Annotated in this window: 17 protein-coding genes; all 17 read left to right on the top strand. The window is 41.7% G+C overall.

What is annotated here, in order from left to right; all coding sequences use genetic code 11:
* Positions 1–221 precede the first annotated feature (221 nt).
* The 17 genes from ACOT8F_RS19435 to spoVT all read left to right on the top strand — a co-directional run bounded on the left by ACOT8F_RS19435 (position 222) and on the right by spoVT (position 18,396).
* Positions 222–1,448 carry a ubiquitin-like domain-containing protein gene (locus ACOT8F_RS19435; RefSeq protein WP_421653633.1) on the top strand — a complete coding sequence of 409 codons (1,227 nt, stop codon included), beginning with the start codon at positions 222–224 and terminating at the stop codon, positions 1,446–1,448.
* A gap of 476 nt (positions 1,449–1,924) precedes the next feature.
* Entirely contained in the window at positions 1,925–2,488 is a 564-nt protein-coding gene (gene rnmV / locus ACOT8F_RS19440; RefSeq protein ID WP_421653591.1) for a ribonuclease M5, read from the top strand.
* On the top strand, positions 2,481–3,356 hold the full coding sequence (gene rsmA / locus ACOT8F_RS19445; protein WP_421653592.1) for a 16S rRNA (adenine(1518)-N(6)/adenine(1519)-N(6))-dimethyltransferase RsmA: 876 nt from the start codon (positions 2,481–2,483) through the stop codon (positions 3,354–3,356). Before rnmV ends, rsmA begins: the two co-directional genes overlap by 8 nt.
* A gap of 298 nt (positions 3,357–3,654) precedes the next feature.
* Positions 3,655–4,539 (top strand): sporulation peptidase YabG, encoded by an 885-nt coding sequence (gene yabG, locus ACOT8F_RS19450; RefSeq protein WP_421653593.1) that lies wholly within the window; start codon positions 3,655–3,657, stop codon positions 4,537–4,539.
* Positions 4,540–4,811: 272 nt separating this feature from the next.
* On the top strand, positions 4,812–5,084 hold the full coding sequence (gene veg, locus ACOT8F_RS19455) for a biofilm formation stimulator Veg (RefSeq protein WP_421653594.1): 273 nt from the start codon (positions 4,812–4,814) through the stop codon (positions 5,082–5,084).
* Between the two features lie 199 nt (positions 5,085–5,283).
* Entirely contained in the window at positions 5,284–5,469 is a 186-nt protein-coding gene (locus ACOT8F_RS19460; protein ID WP_421653595.1) for a small, acid-soluble spore protein, alpha/beta type, read from the top strand.
* 294 nt (positions 5,470–5,763) lie between these two features.
* The gene (gene ispE, locus ACOT8F_RS19465; RefSeq protein ID WP_421653596.1) at positions 5,764–6,633 is read left to right on the top strand and encodes a 4-(cytidine 5'-diphospho)-2-C-methyl-D-erythritol kinase; all 870 of its coding nucleotides are present in this window, start codon (positions 5,764–5,766) and stop codon (positions 6,631–6,633) included.
* Positions 6,634–6,689: 56 nt separating this feature from the next.
* Complete coding sequence (purR, locus tag ACOT8F_RS19470; RefSeq protein ID WP_421653597.1) at positions 6,690–7,517, top strand: pur operon repressor; 828 nt, start codon at positions 6,690–6,692, stop codon at positions 7,515–7,517.
* Positions 7,518–7,889: 372 nt separating this feature from the next.
* Positions 7,890–8,264: a RidA family protein gene (locus ACOT8F_RS19475; RefSeq protein ID WP_421653598.1), complete on the top strand. Its 375-nt coding sequence runs from the start codon at positions 7,890–7,892 to the stop codon at positions 8,262–8,264.
* A 140-nt stretch (positions 8,265–8,404) separates the two neighbouring features.
* Positions 8,405–8,698 carry a septation regulator SpoVG gene (spoVG, locus tag ACOT8F_RS19480; protein ID WP_421653599.1) on the top strand — a complete coding sequence of 98 codons (294 nt, stop codon included), beginning with the start codon at positions 8,405–8,407 and terminating at the stop codon, positions 8,696–8,698.
* Positions 8,699–8,917: 219 nt separating this feature from the next.
* Complete coding sequence (glmU, locus tag ACOT8F_RS19485; protein WP_421653600.1) at positions 8,918–10,297, top strand: bifunctional UDP-N-acetylglucosamine diphosphorylase/glucosamine-1-phosphate N-acetyltransferase GlmU; 1,380 nt, start codon at positions 8,918–8,920, stop codon at positions 10,295–10,297.
* 17 nt (positions 10,298–10,314) lie between these two features.
* Positions 10,315–11,268, top strand: a complete 954-nt coding sequence (locus tag ACOT8F_RS19490) for a ribose-phosphate diphosphokinase (RefSeq protein WP_421653601.1) — start codon at positions 10,315–10,317, stop codon at positions 11,266–11,268.
* Between the two features lie 247 nt (positions 11,269–11,515).
* Positions 11,516–12,151 carry a 50S ribosomal protein L25/general stress protein Ctc gene (locus tag ACOT8F_RS19495; RefSeq protein WP_421653602.1) on the top strand — a complete coding sequence of 212 codons (636 nt, stop codon included), beginning with the start codon at positions 11,516–11,518 and terminating at the stop codon, positions 12,149–12,151.
* Between the two features lie 220 nt (positions 12,152–12,371).
* The gene (gene pth, locus ACOT8F_RS19500) at positions 12,372–12,929 is read left to right on the top strand and encodes an aminoacyl-tRNA hydrolase (protein ID WP_421653603.1); all 558 of its coding nucleotides are present in this window, start codon (positions 12,372–12,374) and stop codon (positions 12,927–12,929) included.
* Positions 12,930–13,220: 291 nt separating this feature from the next.
* Entirely contained in the window at positions 13,221–13,451 is a 231-nt protein-coding gene (gene fin, locus ACOT8F_RS19505; protein ID WP_421653604.1) for an anti-sigma-F factor Fin, read from the top strand.
* A 58-nt stretch (positions 13,452–13,509) separates the two neighbouring features.
* Positions 13,510–17,040, top strand: a complete 3,531-nt coding sequence (gene mfd, locus ACOT8F_RS19510) for a transcription-repair coupling factor (RefSeq protein ID WP_421653605.1) — start codon at positions 13,510–13,512, stop codon at positions 17,038–17,040.
* Positions 17,041–17,859: 819 nt separating this feature from the next.
* The gene (spoVT, locus tag ACOT8F_RS19515) at positions 17,860–18,396 is read left to right on the top strand and encodes a stage V sporulation protein T (protein WP_421653606.1); all 537 of its coding nucleotides are present in this window, start codon (positions 17,860–17,862) and stop codon (positions 18,394–18,396) included.
* Positions 18,397–18,720 lie beyond the last annotated feature (324 nt).

Below are 18,720 nucleotides of genomic sequence, written 5' to 3' on the forward strand. Positions count from 1 at the left end.
AGCCTGTCTATCAGGCTTCCAAAATGATTTGTTCTATGCTTCTTCTTTCTCACATAGGATAACTTTGTCGATAACTATTTCTTTCTTTTTTGCTAGTTTTTTAGCATAATAGTGTCACGTGTTACAAATACAAGAAAGAAGTGGTGACGGTTGACAGGTGGAAATATACTCTATATAATCACCGGAGGATAAGGAGGCGTTTTTTTATTTTGATAAAAAATATGAAAAAGCTATTTTCCGAAAGAATGAATAAAAACAAGATTATTCTTTCTGCCGCTAGCTTACTAGTGCTAGGAACTGGTACAGCATTTGGTACATACGAGGGATCAAAGCAAGATGTCTCAGTAGATATCAACGGCAAACAGGAAAAAATCAGAACACATGCTGAGACGGTAGGTAATTTGCTTCGGGAATTAAATATAGATCCAGACAGTCATGATAAGCTGTCACATCCTGAGAACACCAGGATAAAGAGTAACATGAAAATTGTGTTTCAGGATGCGAAACCCGTTACGGTTACAAGCGGCGGAAAAACGTCAACTGTTATGACGACTGCCCGAACGGTAGGGGATGTGCTGAAGGAAGAGCACATAAAATTATCTAAGTTCGATAAGGTTAGCCCATCTCTTGAAACCAAAATCGGTAAAGATACAGCCTTGACAATTGACCGTGCATTTCAGCTGACACTGAATAATGGTGGTAAAAAGGAACAAGTTTGGACCACTTCGACTACTGTCGCTGACTTTTTGAAAGATCGGAACATCAAGCTCAATGATCATGATCAAGTTGAGCCTGGAATGGACCATACCTTGCGGAAGAATGAAACCGTAAGCGTGCTGCGTGTAGAAAAAGTCACCGATGTAGTGGAAGAACCTTTAAGGTTTGCCGTTGTCACAAAGAATGACAGCAATCTGGACCGCGGAGAGCAAAAAGTGGTGGAACCAGGAGAAAAGGGCAAACAGACTAAAAACTTTTTAGTTGTCAGGAAAAACGGCAAGGAAGTCGGCAGAAAATTAATCAGCATCAGCACTCTTCAGGAAAGCTCTGATCGCGTTGTTGCCATTGGAACGAAAGCCCCGCCAGCTCCAAAAGCAACTCCAGTAGCTTCGAAATCAGATAGCAAACCAAGAAATGTCTCACGCGGAAACCAATCCGTTTCAAAAGAAATGTATGTAAATTCTACAGCTTATACAGCAAGCTGCAGCGGTTGTTCAGGAAAGACAGCAACTGGAGTTAATCTGAAAGCCAACCCGAATGCAAAAGTCATCGCAGTAGATCCAGACGTTATTCCTTTAGGTACAAAGGTGTATGTAGAAGGATACGGCTATGCAGTTGCAGCAGACACCGGTTCGGCTATTAACGGCCATAAAATTGATGTCTTCTTCCCAGACAATTCTTCTGCTTATAAATGGGGAAACAAAAGAGTGAAAATCAAAATCCTGAATTAAACTTTTCACAGAGGGTTTTATCCCCTCTGTTTTTTTGCGTTATAATAATAAAAGCGGAAGCGCCTGGTCAGCCCCGACAAGCACTGGAAGAAAAAATCGAAAAGTCCGCTTTTGACTTTTTGATTTTTTCTGAAGTGACCTCAGATCGGGCTAGGCGCTGCAGCTGGACAATAAAGAAAAGCGGAGCCGACTGTCCAGCCCCGACAAGCGCTGGAGGGAAAAACCGAAAAGTCCGGTTTTGACTTTTTGGTTTTTCCAGAAGCGACTCGAGGGGCTAGGAGGCGGAGCTGGACAATAAAGAAAAGCGGAAGCGCCTTGGTCAGCCCCGACAAGCACTGGAGGAAAAAATCGGGAAGTCCGGTTTTGACTTTTTCAGTTGACACTAAAGTTGGTAGCTTTTATTCAATAAAAATTGTTTTTCATTACTTATAGATTCGACGGTTTTATCTGTTAATGTTTCACTTTTGGAGGAAATAATGAAAATAAAAGAAATTATTGTGGTGGAAGGAAGAGATGATACTGCTGCTGTAAAAAGAGCTGTTCAGGCTGATACTATTGAGACAAACGGTTCTGCCATCGGAGAGACAGTATTAGATCAAATCCGCCTTGCTAAACAATCAAGAGGGGTTATCATTTTTACGGATCCTGATTTTCCGGGAGAAAAAATCCGGAAGACCATTTCTGAAGCTATACCGGGCTGTAAGCACGCTTTTATTCCGAAGGATGAGGCAAGGCCTAAAAACGGCAGGGGGATCGGTGTTGAGCACGCATCATCTGCAGCAATCAGGGAAGCCTTGCTTGCCGTTAAGGAAGAAATGGCTGATGCTCCTGCTGAAATCAGTGCAGAGGATCTTTTGACAGCAGGGCTTCTAGGCCACCCGCTTGCAAAGTCTAGAAGAGAAAAGCTTGGTTCCATTTTGAAAATCGGATATGCCAATGGCAAACAGCTGCAAAAAAGGCTGCATATGTTTCAAATAACACGCGAAGCATTTGGATTGGCTCTTAAAGAAATACTGCAGGAGGAAGCAAAAAATGATTAAAGATATCGCCACGCCTGCCAGAACAAGAGGAATTCTTGATAAGCACGGCTTTTCGTTTAAAAAGAGTCTTGGACAAAACTTCTTGATTGATACAAATATTCTTCACCGGATTGCAGATCACGCAGAAATTACAGAAGAAACAGGCGTGATTGAAATTGGTCCAGGAATCGGTGCACTGACTGAGCAGCTGGCAAAGAGGGCAAAAAAGGTTGTGGCCTATGAAATTGATCAAAGACTCCTGCCGATTTTAGAGGATACTTTATCACCATACCCGAATGTGAAAGTTATACACCAGGATATTTTAAAAGCTGATGTTAAATCAGTAATTCTAGAGGAATTTGCAGAGTGCAAAGACATTGTTGTAGCAGCAAACCTGCCTTATTATGTGACAACCCCTATTATTATGAAGCTCCTTGAGGACAGGCTCCCATTAAGAGGGATTGTTGTTATGCTTCAGAAGGAAGTAGCCGACCGTATTGCAGCAAATCCTTCTACAAAGGACTACGGTTCCCTTTCAATCGCTGTACAGTACTACACAGAAGCCAAGACGGTGATGACGGTTCCTAAAACGGTATTTGTGCCGCAGCCGAATGTAGATTCCGCTGTGATTCGCCTTTTGACAAGGGAGAAGCCTCAGGTTGAAGTAGATGATGAGGATTTTTTCTTTCATGTGGTCAGGGCTAGCTTTGCCCAAAGAAGAAAAACCATTTTAAATAATTTGACTCACACACTGCCGTCAGGCAAGCTTCAAAAGGAGCTGATCGAGAAGGCTCTTGAGGAAGCAGGGATTGATCCAAGAAGAAGAGGGGAAACCCTTTCTATAAAAGAATTTGCTGTTCTCAGCGAAAAGCTAAGAACAATGCTTTAGCACCTGAATAATTTCAGGTGTTTTTTTATGAGGCTGCTTTCGCAATGCTGCAATTCTTATAGGTTTCAAAAACGTATGAAGAAATGCTTCGGCACATCTTTTCTTGAAATTTCCCTCTAGATTACATGTATATTCAAGAAAAAGAGGGAGGAGCAGCAATAATTTAAGAAAAGAGCCTTTTAAGTAATGTTATTCATTCCTGATGAACAAACACCATTTCCTTTTTCCTTCATAGGCTGAAAAAGGAAGTTATTCATGAATACAGGTGATCCAAAATTGATATTTTGGAGTGAAAAGAATGCAGATAAAAATTGGAGATATTGTGGCCAGAAAATCCTATCAGCTTGATATGCTGTTTAGGGTTATTGATATTAAACAGACGCATCTTGGCACTTTGGCTGCCGTATTGTATGGAGAAGAATTCAGGCTCGTTGCCGATGCCCCTTGTACAGATCTGCTGGTCGTGAATGAGCGCGAGCAGAACAGCCGGCAGGCCGTAGAAAAAGAAAAGCTTGAGCAGTCCTTATACTTGCTCACCCAGGATTATCACCTATTGCGTGAAAAAGAAGAGTTTTATGCCACAGACAGCTATAACCATCAGGAGGATTTTTTTCATATACCCGGCAGAGTGCTTCATATGGATGGAGATGCATTATATCTCCAAAAGTGCATGACACTTTATGAAAAGATCGGAGTCCCTGTTTACGGTGTGCACTGTCCTGAAAAAGATATGCCTCAAAAGGTTGCAGATCTTATGGATAAGTACCGGCCGGACATTCTGGTGATTACAGGCCATGACGCTTATTCAAAAGTAAAGGGAGAAGTTAGCGACATAAATGCTTACAGACACTCAAAACATTTTGTGCAGACAGTATTGAATGCACGAAAAAAAATCCCTAATCTGGATCAGCTTGTTATTTTTGCAGGAGCATGCCAATCTCATTTTGAATCCCTTATCCATGCAGGGGCCAATTTTGCCAGTTCCCCGTCAAGAGTTAATATCCATGCTCTTGACCCAGTTTATATTGTAGCGAAAATCAGTTTCACTCCCTTTATTGAAAGAATAAATGTGTGGGAAATATTGAAGAACACGCTAACCCGGCAGAAAGGCCTTGGAGGCATTGAAACAAAGGGTGTGCTGAGAACTGGCATGCCTTACAAACGAATAAATATAGAACAATAACCGCTTCCTTTAGCGGTTTTTTGTTTCGGAAAAACAGGAAGGAGATTTAAAAAGTACCCCTTTATTTGACAGTATTATCCACGTAGATTTTCTGAAATTTTTTTCATGGCTGTTACATAATTGTAAACAAATTGGTTTAAAATAATGTTGAAGTAAAGGGGATTTTGTTGAAATTATTATGTTGACAACTAACTTTTCTTGCTGTTATAATTTAGATTTTATTTGACTTACATAACGAAAAGTTGTATACTAGCTATAGTGAGGTGGATGCAGTGGCTAAAACTTTGTCTGATATAAAAAAGGTTTTAGATTTAAATCTTGGCAAACGATTGACTTTAAAAGCCAACGGAGGTCGCAAGAAAACGATCGAGCGTTCCGGGGTCTTGGCCGAAACCTACCCAGCAGTATTCGTCATTGAGCTTGATCAGGAAGAAAATGCTTTTGAAAGAGTTTCCTACAGCTATGCCGATGTTCTCACCGAAACAGTTCAATTAACTTTTTCAGAACATGATCATTCAGGTTCTATCGCATTAAGCGGGCAGTAGACACAGGTTTGCTGCTTTTTTATTTCCTGAACATATCATTGTATAGCTCCATGAAGGTTGGCATTATGCCTCCTGATTGGAGCTTTTTACATATTTTGAAACGTTTAGCTGATGTCTTATCCGGTACATACTATAGAGGCACCGGTGTAATAAAACCGGGCTTAACCTCATTAAAGCGCCTTGAAGGGAGTCATTTATATTGGGTCGACGCCGTGGAATCATGTCTGAGAGCTTTAAATATGAATTGGCAAAGGATCTTGGCTTTTATGAGACTGTCAAAAATGAAGGCTGGGGAGCTATACGTGCCCGAGATGCCGGAAACATGACGAAAAGAGCTATTGAAATGGCGCAGCAGCAGCTTGCTGAAAGTCATCGCCAAGAGTAGCATAACCTGAGCCGAAGCGGAATCATTCGTTTCGGCTTTTTTTATTCATTTCCATGAACTAGGCAATTATTAAGGGGATTGTGTTTTTTGGCAGGGGTAAACCATTTGACATGAATAAGGAAAATTGAAAAAATCAGGATAATACCGTTTGTAACAGCTTAGGAAGCCTTTTAAAGGCCATTGAAAGGGAAACAGCTCCCTTTCTCTTGTGCTTGTCGTAAAAGAACGATAAACCCTTTATAATTATGATACAATGTTGATACATTTGAGTTCGTTTAAAGTAGGTGAGAGGTTGTGCGTGTTTTAGAGAAGGCACCCGCGAAAATAAATTTATCGCTGGACGTTTTACATAAAAGGAAAGATGGTTACCATGAGGTTCAAATGATTATGACGACTATTGACCTTGCTGACCATATTGAGCTCACTGAGCTAGAGGAAAATGAAATCCGGATTATGTCTCATAACCGATTTGTTCCAGATGACCATCGTAACCTTGCTTATCAGGCAGCAAAGGTTTTGAAAGAGCGATACAATATTCAGAAGGGCGTGTCCATCAGCATTACGAAAAGCATACCTGTTGCGGCAGGACTTGCTGGAGGCAGCAGTGATGCTGCTGCAACCCTCAGAGGGCTGAATAGGCTGTGGAATCTCGGGCTCACTCTTCATGAGCTGGCTGAAATTGGAGCAGCAATCGGTTCAGATGTCTCATTTTGCATATATGGCGGAACAGCGATCGCGACAGGCCGCGGGGAAAAAATTCAGCTGATTGATCCTCCCCCTCATTGCTGGGTTATTTTAGCAAAGCCTACCATTGGTGTATCCACCGCAGATGTTTACAGGAACCTTAATTTAAAATCTGTCGCTCACCCAAATGTAGATGCGATGGTCCAAGCAATTAAGGATAAAAGCTATACAGGGATTTGTGAAAATCTTGGAAATGTTCTGGAGGATGTTACCCTTAAAATGTATCCGGAAGTTGCCATGATTAAAGACCAAATGAAACGGTTCGGAGCAGACGCTGTTTTAATGAGCGGAAGCGGACCGACTGTTTTCGGATTTGTGCAATACGAGTCTAAAATACACCGGGTGTACAATGGATTAAGGGGATTTTGTGATCAGGTATTTGCTGTCAGAATGCTTGGCGATTGTCAGGACCTTGATTAAATACCGTATATAACGTTATATTAATGATAACAATATTCGGTTTTGGAGGTATTTTGATGAAGCTACGCCGCAGCGGTCGGCTTGTCGATATGACGAATTATTTGCTTGCTCACCCGCATTCCCTTGTTCCCCTAACCCTTTTTTCTGAGCGATATCAATCTGCCAAGTCATCTATAAGCGAGGATCTGACCATCATTAAGCAGACCTTTGAAGAACAGGGCGCGGGTTCCTTGCTGACTGTTCCAGGTGCAGCTGGCGGGGTAAAATACATTCCGGGAATCCGTCCCAAAGAAGCGAAAGAGACGATTGCAGAATTGTGTGAGTGGATGGCAAAGCCTGAACGGGTATTGCCTGGCGGCTACTTGTACTTAACAGATATTTTGGGGAATCCTTTGCTTGTTAATAAAATTGGCAGGCTGTTTGCTTCCGTTTTTGCAGATCGAAAAATAGATGTTGTGATGACGGTAGCTACAAAAGGCATTCCACTTGCTTATGCCGTTGCAAGAGATCTAAATGTTCCTGTTGTTATTGTCAGAAAGGACAGCAAGGTGACAGAAGGTTCCACCGTCAGCATTAACTATGTATCCGGTTCTTCCAAAAGGATTCAAACGATGCTGCTTGCCAAGCGAAGCCTTGAAGAAGGTTCAAACGTCCTGATTATTGATGATTTTATGAAAGCGGGCGGAACGATTAATGGGATGATCAGCCTTCTGGAAGAGTTTAATGCTACAGTGGCCGGCATTGGAGTTCTTGTTGAGACCGAAGGCGTTGAAGAGCGGCTTGTGGATGAATATATTTCATTGGTTAAATTGACAGAAGTAGATATCAGGGAAAAGCACATTCATTTAAAAGAAGGCAATTATTTCGATTTTTCCAAGTCATAAAAATTTTTATAGAAGGCTGTTTTTGTAAAGAATGTTGCTATTCGTAAATCAACACGCAAGAAGATAAGCTTCATGGCATCTTTTCTTAAAATTTAGTTTGGAATTCATTTATTTTGATGAGAAACAACAAAGTTTAAGAAAGAGCCTTATAGAATGACTCAGTTTAAGCTAAAGGTTGATTTTGGCACCCTGATGGTTAAGCGGAAGGCGCGGGACTCCTGCTTAGAAAAGCGGATCAAGGGAGACCCCGCAGACGCATAGCGCCAAGGCGGCTCTAAGGTTTAACAGAGCTTATAAAATAAGGCTGTTTTCGCAATGCGCAAGAACAACGAAAAGAGCCATCCTAAAAATGATTAAAAGGAGCCTGATCAGATGAGAAACATTCAAACTTCCAAAGCACCTAAAGCTATAGGTCCATATTCCCAGGCGATTGTCGTAAACAATTTAGTTTACAGCTCGGGACAAATTCCGCTGACGCCAGAGGGTGTGATGGCTGGAGAAGAGATACGGTCTCAGACACATCAAGTATTTGCAAATTTAAAAGCGGTTATCGAAGAAGCAGGGGCTTCTCTTGAAACGGTTGTAAAGGCAACTGTCTTTATAAAGGACATGAATGATTTCTCTGATTTCAATGAGGTTTACGGGGAGTACTTTCATACTCATAAACCAGCCCGATCTTGTGTTGAGGTGGCCAAATTGCCCAAGGATGCTCTTGTCGAAATTGAGGTTATTGCCCTAATTAAATAATTGCGGTAATTGTCAATATGAAAAGTTTACTACCACTGCCTTTTTTTGCAAAAAAATTTTTTCGCTTTGCAGGAAAAGGGAATTTCCCGTTGAATTACTTAATTAAAGTTTTTTCATCTAGGGAAAAGGTGGTGAGCAGAATGGAAGTAACAGACGTAAGATTACGCCGCGTTAACACCGAGGGACGTATGAGAGCGATTGCATCGATTACGCTTGATCATGAATTTGTTGTTCACGATATTCGTGTCATTGACGGCAATAATGGCCTATTCGTTGCAATGCCAAGCAAGAGAACTCCTGATGGGGAATTTCGTGATATAGCCCATCCAATCAATTCAGGCACTCGCGGAAAAATCCAAGAGGCAGTCCTTGCAGAATACCATCGCTTAGGCGAAGTCGTTGAAGAAGAATTTGAAGAAGCAGGAGCTTCCTAAGATATGAAACCAGCCTTGCCGCAATCTGCTGCAAGGCTTTATTTATGCCTTATCCTCTCCTTTTCTCCTTAAAAGAGGCATTTATCCCCGTGAAAATATTCCTCTTTTCCTGTTTCCCAAAATTAGAAAAATCTTGTACTTTTATTCGTTTCCTTGAAAAAGCCTCGTTTTTAAGATATATTTTTTATGGATAAATAGGGAATACTGGAGGCTTACATAATGGAAAATCGTTATGCAGTAATATTAGCTGCTGGAAAAGGCACGAGAATGAAGTCCAAACTTTATAAAGTGCTGCATTCTGTTTGCGGTAAACCAATGGTACAGCACGTTTTTGACGAAGCTTCTAAACTTAACCTGAATAAAATTGTAACAATCGTCGGCCATGGAGCAGAGGATGTTCAGGCGCAGCTGGGGGATAAAAGCGAGTATGCAATCCAGGAAGAGCAGTTAGGAACAGCCCATGCCGTTATTCAAGCAAAAGATTTTCTTGAAGATAAAGAAGGCACAACCGTTGTCATTTGCGGAGATACGCCGCTTATCACAGCAGAAACGATGGAAGCTTTGCTTACCCATCATGAAGAAATGCATGCAAAAGCAACGATCCTTACAGCTGGTGCAGAAGATCCGACAGGTTACGGCCGTATTGTCCGCAATCAGGAAGGCCATGTTGAAAAAATCGTTGAGCATAAAGATGCCAGTGAAGAAGAACGCAAAATCACTGAAATCAATACAGGCACCTATTGCTTTGATAACAAAGCCCTTTTTGAGACGTTATCAAAAGTATCCAATGATAATGTGCAGGGAGAGTATTATTTGCCTGACGTTATAGAAATATTGAAAAATGGCGGCGAAATTGTATCTGCCTATCAAACTTCCTCTTTTGAGGAAACAATCGGGATAAATGACCGAGTGGCTCTTTCACAGGCTGAGGCGTGGATGAAAAAACGCATCAACACAGCACACATGAGAAACGGGGTTACGATCATTGATCCGGAAAACACCTACATATCTGCAGATGCAGTTATTGGACGTGATACGATACTTTATCCTGGAACCATTCTTTCAGGTAATGCATCCATTGGGGAAGATTGTGAAATCGGACCGAACTCTGAAATCAAGGACAGCTCTGTCGGTGACCGAACAGTGATACGCCAATCAGTTGTTCACAGCAGTTCTGTAGGAAATGAAGTAAAAATAGGCCCATTTGCCCATATTCGTCCTAAATCCGCAATTAGCGATGAAGTTAAGATCGGTAATTTTGTAGAAATTAAGAAAACATCTATGGGAGCAGGCAGCAAGGCTTCCCATTTAAGCTATATCGGTGATGCGGAGATTGGTGCAGATGTAAATCTTGGCTGCGGTTCTATCACAGTAAACTATGATGGCAAAAACAAATTTTTAACCAAAGTAGAAGACGGCGCGTTTATTGGATGCAATTCCAACCTGGTTGCCCCTGTAACTGTGGGCAAAGGAGCTTATGTTGCAGCAGGTTCAACCATAACAGAAAATGTTCCAGGCAACGGGCTTTCAATCGCTCGTGCAAGACAGGTAAATAAAGAGAACTACGTGGAACGCCTAAGCATGAATAAAAATTCCTAATGGAGGGTTTCTCTTAAATGTCCAATCGATATGGAGATTCTAATTTAAAAATATTCACCCTGAATTCGAACCGCCCATTGGCAGAGGAAATTGCCAATGTAGTAGGGGTAGAACTCGGAAAATGTTCTGTACAGCATTTCAGTGACGGAGAAATACAGATTAATATCGAAGAAAGCATCCGCGGCTGTGATTGTTATATCATTCAGTCTACGAGCGACCCTGTAAACGAGCATTTGATGGAGCTTTTAATCATGATTGATGCATTAAAACGTGCATCATCAAAAACCATCAATATCGTTATGCCTTACTACGGTTATGCCCGTCAGGACCGTAAAGCCCGTGCGCGCGAGCCGATTACAGCGAAGCTTGTAGCAAACCTTCTGGAAACGGCAGGAGCTACTAGGGTTATTACGCTTGATCTTCACGCACCGCAAATTCAGGGATTCTTTGATATGCCGATCGACCACTTAATGGGTGTTCCAATTCTTGGTGATTATTTCAGCAAAAAGAATCTAAAAGATATCGTTATTGTTTCGCCTGATCATGGCGGTGTTACGAGAGCAAGAAGGCTTGCTGACCGTCTGAAGGCACCGATTGCCATTATTGATAAAAGGCGTCCTAGACCAAACGTATCTGAAGTAATGAACATTGTTGGTAACATTGAAGGAAGAACAGCCATTTTAATTGATGACATCATCGATACAGCCGGCACCATTACACTTGCAGCCAATGCACTTGTGGAAAATGGAGCAACGGACGTGTATGCCTGCTGTACGCATCCGGTATTATCTGGCCCTGCCATTGAGCGGATTCAGAAGTCACAGATCAAGGAATTGGTTATTACGAACTCCATCTGTCTTCCTGAAGAGAAAAAGATCGACAAAATTATTGAACTTTCCGTTGCACCTCTTATTGGTGAAGCCATAATCCGCGTGCACGAAGATCAATCAATCAGCATGCTGTTTGACTGAGAATAAAATGTGAAAGAATAGGGCCCTAAAAAGGGGTCTATTCTTTTTTTAAGGCCCTTTTTAAATTTTGCTGCTTTTTCACTCAAATTAGTCATTTCAGGAGCTATGAAGTTTATTATCATGGCATTGCGTCATACAAAAAACTATGCAAAAGGAGTCTTTTTTTAAACGGAAGCCGCCTGCTTGTTTATAACAATCGTGTAATGGGTAAACAATATTAATAACATAAATTAGGATGGTGTTACTTATGAGTGCAACATTACAAGCGAAAGAAAGAAAAGAATTTACAAGTTCTGCAAAAAGACACATTCGATTAGAGGGTAGAGTTCCAGCTATTATTTATGGAAAATCAGTTGACAGCAAAGCCGTTGCCCTGGATGGTCTGGAATTATTAAAAACGATTCGTGAAGAAGGCCGTAATGCCGTTATTAATATTGAATTGGATGGAAAAAAACATTCTGTTATGCTGAATGAACTTCAAAAGGATTTTATGAAAAATGAAATTATCCATGCAGATTTCATTGTTGTCAACATGGATGATGAACTTGAAGCACAGGTTCCTGTTCATTTGACAGGTGAAGCTAAAGGGGTTAAAGAGGGAGGCGTTCTGCAGCAGCCGCATTTTGAGCTGACTGTGAAAGCGAAGCCGGCAGATCTTCCCCAATCCATTGATGTAGATGTTTCTGAAATGGATATAAATGATACATTGACAGTCGGCGACTTAAAAGAAAGCCGCAAGTATACAATTAGCCATGAAGACGATGAATTAATCGCATCCGTTCTTCCACCTCGGAAAGAAGAGGTCATTGATTCTGGTGAGCAGCAGGAATCAGATGATCCAGAAACAGCAGACGGTGCAGACAGCACAGAAGAAAGCGAATAGGAATAAAAATAACACAACATTTAGGGCGTAACCACTTGCTGGTTGCGTCTTTTGTGTTATATTTGTGACTAGTTGATACTTCTTTAAGAAAGGCCATTTTCGTTAAAAATGCTGTTAAGAATAGTTTTAGGTGCAGAGTTAAACTGCAAAATGTACCTGCTTCTTTTACTGAATGCAGCCAATTTTAGAAAAGGCCCATACGAAAAAGGTGGGAAGCTTCTTGAAAATGATTGTTGGTCTCGGAAATCCGGGAAAACAGTATGAAAGGACCCGGCATAATGCGGGGTTTTTAGTCATTGATGAACTGTCTGACCGATTAGGCATTCCTCTTGATAAATCCAAATTTAACGGCGTTTATGGCATGGGGTTCGCAGGAGGCGAGAAAGTGTTATTAGTAAAGCCTCTAACCTATATGAATTTATCAGGTGAATGCATCAGGCCGTTAATGGATTTCTATGATCTTCAGGATGAAGATCTTGTTGTTATTTATGATGACCTTGATTTGCCGGCTGGAAAAATCCGCTTAAGAACAAAAGGAAGTGCAGGAGGGCATAATGGAATTAAATCCACTATCCTGCATCTTGGCACTCAAGTCTTTAACAGGATAAGAATTGGGATCGACAGACCGCCTGCAGGAATGAAGGTACCTGACTATGTCCTTGGCCGGTTTACTCCAGATGAACAGCAGCCGATCCAAGATGCCATTTCTCTTTCCGCAGATGCTTGCGAATCTTGGCTGAAACAGCCTTTTCTTCAAGTGATGAACGAATTCAATTAGAAAACCTCTGGAAATTTTTAAAAAAGCAGATATCAATCGCTACTAACAAAAGATTTTTTGTTAAGAGATTGTTGTTTTTCGTACATGTTATATCACGCATTAAGACTAGCATCGGGGCATCTTTTCTTAAAGTTTTTGCCATCCCAATGGTTTCGAAAACTAAATATTGGGTCACGAACAAAAAAGTTTAAGAAAAGAGCCTTTGTTAAAAACGGCATAAAAGGCTGGGAAAAGTATAAGGTTTCTTTAGCGGGTTATACTAAGGGAAAAACCTGCTTAAGGGAGGCTCTTATGGCCCTTCACTATACCTGCCGCCATTGCGGCCATAAAATCGGCACGATCGATCAGGAAATGATCGAAACAAGCCGTCTAGGATTTCAGTTGTTAACAAACGATGAGAGACAGGAAATGCTCACCTCTTTAGAGAATGGTGATATGATAGTAAAGACAATATGCGAAGACTGTCAGGAAGCTCTGGATCGACATCCTGAGTTTCATGAAGTGGAGACATTCATACAGTAAGAAGCTTTGGGTAAGGATCCAAAGCATTTTTCTGTTTTCATAGAGGGGAGGAAACAGCTTGAAAAGTCTGCACTCTTATTTTTATGGCAATCAGGATTTTAAAACAGTTGTAAGCGGGATACAGGGGGGACTGAACGAACAGCTGGTCGCCGGGCTGTCCGGTTCGGCAAGATCTGTATTTACTTCTGCTTTGTTTAATGAAATGAACGCGCCAATGCTTGTTGTAACGCATAACCTTCTGCAGGCGCAAAAGATTTATGAGGATTTAGCCAATTTGCTTGGGGAAAAGGTTTATTTATACCCTGTAAATGAATTGATTGCCTCTGAAATTGCTGTAGCAAGCCCTGAACTGAAAGCCCAGCGTATTGAAGTGCTTAATAAGCTTTCAGCAGGGGAAAAAGCCATTGTTGTAGCTCCTGCTGCAGCAGTGAGACGCCTTTTGCCGCCAAAGGAGCTATGGAAGGACTGTCAAAGATCCCTAAGTGTTGGAGATGAGGTTGAACCGGATGCTCTGATGGACTGGCTTGTAACAAGCGGATATGAACGGACGGATATGGTTTCTGCCCCTGGGGAATTCAGTATAAGAGGCGGATTGATTGATCTCTATCCTCTTACTGAAGAATATCCTGTCAGAATTGAATTATTCGATATTGAAGTGGATTCCATCAGGCAGTTTGATATTGCTGATCAGCGTTCTATTCAGAAGCTTAAAAGCATTTCGGTAGGACCAGCAAAGGAAATGGTAATAAAAAAAGAACACATCATATCAAGCCTCGGGAAGCTTGAGGACGCCTTAGCCAAAAGTCTGAAAAGGTCGAAGGATCCGAAGCAAAAGGAAATGATCCTCGAACAGGCACAGTATGATATGGAGCTGCTCCGGAACAGTCAGCTAAATGAGGAAATGTACAGATACCTTTCCTTCTTCTATGACAAGCCTGCTAGTTTGCTAGACTATTTTTCGGCCAATGCCATCATGGTTGTCGATGAGATCAGCCGTGTGCAGGAAATGTATGAGCAGCTGGAAAAAGAAGAGGCAGAATGGTACACAAGCCTTCTTGAAACAGGGAAGATTGTTCATGATGTCACTATATCCCATCCTTATTCAGAGGTATTTAATAAGCATAGGCACCCGATTGTGTATCTTTCTTTATTCTTAAGGCATGTTCCGCATACAAACCCTCAAAATATCTTAAACGTTTCATGCAAACAAATGCAGAATTTTCATGGGCAGATGCACCTTTTGAAGGGTGAGCTTGAACGCTGGAAAAAGGGGAAACAGACAGTGGTTTTCCTTGGAGCGGATGAAGAAAGAGTCAAGAAGCTGGATCAGGTTTTAAACGATTATGAAATTATAGCTTCTATTGCAAAAAAGGAAACAGAGCTTCTTCCGGGCCATATCTACATTCTGGAAGGGGATCTGCAGACAGGCTACGAAATACCTCTTCAGAAAATAGCTGTTATTACAGAAGAAGAGCTATTTAAGAAAAGGGTCAAAAAGCAGCCGAGAAGACAGAAGCTTACCAATGCAGAGCGGATCAAAAGCTATTCAGAGCTTGAAACGGGAGACTACGTGGTACACGTAAACCACGGGATCGGAAAGTATCTAGGTATTGAAACCCTCGAAATTAACGGAATTCATAAAGACTACCTGAATATTCGCTATCAGGGAACGGATCAGCTTTATGTTCCTGTAGAGCAAATTGACCAGGTACAGAAATATGTCGGTTCTGAGGGAAAAGAGCCGAAAATATATAAACTAGGCGGCAGCGACTGGCGCAGAGTGAAGAAAAAGGTTGAATCCTCTGTACAGGATATTGCGGATGATTTAATTAAATTGTATGCAGAGCGGGAAGCAAGCAGAGGCCACTCTTTCTCCCCTGATGGAGAAATGCAAAGAGACTTTGAAGCAGCATTCCCTTATCAGGAGACAGAGGACCAAATCCGTTCTATTCATGAAATTAAAAAGGATATGGAAAGAGAACGGCCGATGGACCGCTTGCTTTGCGGAGATGTGGGCTACGGAAAAACAGAGGTTGCCATACGTGCTGCATTCAAAGCAATAGCAGACGGCAAGCAGGTTGCTTTGCTCGTTCCGACTACAATTCTTGCCCAGCAGCATTATGAAACCATTCGAGAACGGTACCAGGATTTCCCGATTACCATTGGGCTGCTGAGCCGCTTCCGTACCCGCAAGGAAATGAATGAAACAACGAAAGGCCTTGAAAATGGAACAGTTGACATCGTGATCGGGACACATCGTCTTCTTTCAAAAGATGTGAAATATAAAGATCTTGGTCTTTTGATTATTGATGAAGAGCAGCGCTTTGGTGTAACCCATAAGGAAAAAATTAAACAGCTGAAAGCAAACGTTGATGTTCTGACACTGACTGCTACGCCAATTCCCAGGACCTTGCATATGTCCATGCTTGGGGTCAGGGATTTGTCGGTTATTGAGACACCCCCGGAGAACCGTTTTCCAGTACAGACATATGTTGTGGAATATAACGGTGCGCTTGTCAGGGAATCGATTGAACGGGAACTTGCCAGGGGCGGACAAATATACGTTTTATACAACCGCGTTGAAGACATTGACCGCAAGGCAGAAGAAATCTCAATGCTTGTCCCTGACGCAAAGGTGGTTTATGCCCACGGGAAGATGACTGAAAATGAACTTGAGTCTGCTATGCTGAACTTTTTAGAAGGCGAAGCGGATGTCCTTGTCAGTACAACAATCATAGAAACTGGCGTAGACATTCCAAATGTTAATACACTGATAGTTATTGATGCTGATAAAATGGGCTTATCCCAGCTTTATCAGCTTAGAGGAAGGGTTGGCCGTTCCAATAGAATTGCCTATGCCTACTTTACTTACAGAAAAGATAAAGTGCTTACTGAAGTTGCAGAAAGACGTCTGCAGGCAATCAAAGAATTTACTGAGCTTGGTTCCGGTTTCAAAATTGCTATGCGCGATTTATCTATCAGGGGAGCGGGAAATCTTCTCGGAGCCCAGCAGCATGGATTCATTGATTCCGTCGGATTTGATCTCTACAGCCAGATGCTGAAAGAGGCCATTGAGGAACGAAAAGGAGACGTGCCGAAAGAAGCTGCATTTGAAGTCGAAATTGATCTTGAACTCGATGCCTATATTCCAGAAGCCTATATTAATGACGGAAGCCAGAAAATTGATATGTACAAACGTTTTAGAGCGATAAAATCACTTAAAGAAATAGATGAGCTTCAGGAGGAAATGATCGACCGGTTCGGAGATTTCCCTAAAGAAGTGGATTATCTGTTTAAAGCAGCAGAGATGAAAGCCCGTTCTCTCAGGGAAAAAATTGAAAGCATCAAGCAGGTGAAGAATACGGTAACGATGGTGATGGCAGCTGAAGCCAGCAATGCCATAGACGGCCAAAAGCTGTTTGAACTGAGCAATCTGTTTGGACGAAACGTAGGACTTGGAATGGATGGCGGAAAGCTTAAAATTTCTCTCCTAATAAAGGATATGAAGACAGACGAGTGGCTGATGGTTATTCTAAAGCTGCTCAGCGGATTGAAAAAGGCCAAAAAAGAAGAAATATCAGCCAGCTGATGATATTTAAAGATCCCTTGAAGTCATTGAATGACCTAACAAGGGATTTTTTTGCTGCTGAATCTTTTATACGACTGGCAAAGGAACACGGCGGAAAGGCGCGGCTTGTAACAGACCCTGTTTGGCTCGTAAGAAGGGGGTTCTGCAGTACAAAGGGGAGTTTGGCTTGTTAACAGGGGTTTTGGTCAGTAGGATGAGGGATTCGGACAGTAAGATGGATTTCGACTAGTAAGCTGAGGTGTTTTTCGTAAGAAATCAGTTTGTTTTTAAGGGATATAGCTTAAAAAACAATGGTTTATTTGAAAAAAACACTAGATTTTTTACGATTTTTTAGTTGCAACAGCTTAATTTTGAATCACTTCGGAATTTCATGACTTTCCTTTCATTGTCTGGGCTAAACGGACGTTTCCGCTTTTCTTTATTGTCCAGCTCCGCCTCCTAGCCCCTCGAGTCGCTTCAGGAAAAACCAAAAAGTCAAACCCGGACTTTTCGGTTTTTCCCTCCAGCGCTTGTCGGAACTGAACAGTCGGCTCCGCTTTTCTTTATTGTCCAGCTGCAGCGCCCAGCCCCTCGAGGTCGCTTCAGAAAATCGGAAAAAGTCAAAACCGGACTTTTACCGATTTTCCTCCAGCGCTTGTCGGGGCTGACCAGGCGCTTCCGCATTTCTTATTCCCCCATATAAAATTTTCGTTTGCGAAACGTATATTACTTCTTTTGTGAGTGATACTAATTTCAACAAATGGTGTTTGTTGCAAAAAGAGGACAATTTCAGCAATCGCCGAGGTAACTATTCGTCAGATGAAAGTGAGGCAGCATTAGATGAAAGCAACTGGTATTGTTCGTCGAATTGATGATTTGGGCCGCGTCGTTATTCCGAAAGAAATCCGCAGGACTTTACGTATACGTGAAGGGGATCCTCTCGAGATTTTTGTAGACAGAGAAGGAGAAGTTATCCTGAAAAAATACTCTCCGATCAGTGAGCTGGGTGATTTTGCAAGAGAGTATGCAGATGCTCTATATGATAGTATGGGCCATCCGGTCTTGATTTGTGACCGTGATGCTTTTATTGCGGTATCCGGTGGTTCTAAAAAGGAATACATGAACCGAAATATTAGTGAACAGGTTGAAAAGATTATGGAAGAAAGAAACTCCGTCCTGAATACAGATGGCGGTCAGATGGAGCTTTTGGAAAATGTGAAAGAAGATGTAAAAGCTTATACGATTGGACCGATCGTAGCAAACGGAGATCCAATCGGAGCAGTCGTTATTTTTTCAAAGGACAGCTCACTGGGTGAAGTTGAGCAAAAAGCGGTGGAAACAGCTGCAGGCTTCCTTGCTCGTCAAATGGAGCAATAATCATTATTTTTTAGAGTCATTTGGAAAAATGGGACAAGCCTTCTTTTATCCAGTCATCCGGTATTATTTATTATCTTAAAAAGCAGCGGAGCCGCTGCTTTTTTATGTTGAAATGAGTGCTTTTTTCCATAAAATCTGCCTGAAGCATATGTGATATAATGGGTCAATGTATGTCTTTTTTACAAAAAGCTGTTTTCGCAAAGATTGTTGCTGCTCGTATATGTTAAGAAAACGCATCAAGATAAGCTTCGTGGCATCTTTTCTTAAAATGAGCAGGTGTATAATTGCTTAAAATTCATTTATTTAGGCGAGAAACAACAAAGT

Origin of the sequence: Chryseobacillus diguaensis, assembly GCF_049220665.1 — a bacterium.
Classification (GTDB): domain Bacteria; phylum Bacillota; class Bacilli; order Bacillales; family Bacillaceae; genus Metabacillus_B.

What these genes read in the sequence shown, in the direction of transcription:
- ACOT8F_RS19490 (WP_421653601.1), top strand. Translation starts at nt 10,315, where the DNA reads ATGTCCAATCGATATGGAGATTCTAATTTAAAAATATTCACCCTGAAT.
- fin (WP_421653604.1), top strand. Translation starts at nt 13,221, where the DNA reads ATGGCCCTTCACTATACCTGCCGCCATTGCGGCCATAAAATCGGCACG.
- rnmV (WP_421653591.1), top strand. Translation starts at nt 1,925, where the DNA reads ATGAAAATAAAAGAAATTATTGTGGTGGAAGGAAGAGATGATACTGCT.
- glmU (WP_421653600.1), top strand. Translation starts at nt 8,918, where the DNA reads ATGGAAAATCGTTATGCAGTAATATTAGCTGCTGGAAAAGGCACGAGA.
- ACOT8F_RS19495 (WP_421653602.1), top strand. Translation starts at nt 11,516, where the DNA reads ATGAGTGCAACATTACAAGCGAAAGAAAGAAAAGAATTTACAAGTTCT.
- ACOT8F_RS19475 (WP_421653598.1), top strand. Translation starts at nt 7,890, where the DNA reads ATGAGAAACATTCAAACTTCCAAAGCACCTAAAGCTATAGGTCCATAT.
- ACOT8F_RS19435 (WP_421653633.1), top strand. Translation starts at nt 222, where the DNA reads ATGAAAAAGCTATTTTCCGAAAGAATGAATAAAAACAAGATTATTCTT.
- spoVT (WP_421653606.1), top strand. Translation starts at nt 17,860, where the DNA reads ATGAAAGCAACTGGTATTGTTCGTCGAATTGATGATTTGGGCCGCGTC.
- purR (WP_421653597.1), top strand. Translation starts at nt 6,690, where the DNA reads ATGAAGCTACGCCGCAGCGGTCGGCTTGTCGATATGACGAATTATTTG.
- spoVG (WP_421653599.1), top strand. Translation starts at nt 8,405, where the DNA reads ATGGAAGTAACAGACGTAAGATTACGCCGCGTTAACACCGAGGGACGT.
- rsmA (WP_421653592.1), top strand. Translation starts at nt 2,481, where the DNA reads ATGATTAAAGATATCGCCACGCCTGCCAGAACAAGAGGAATTCTTGAT.
- yabG (WP_421653593.1), top strand. Translation starts at nt 3,655, where the DNA reads ATGCAGATAAAAATTGGAGATATTGTGGCCAGAAAATCCTATCAGCTT.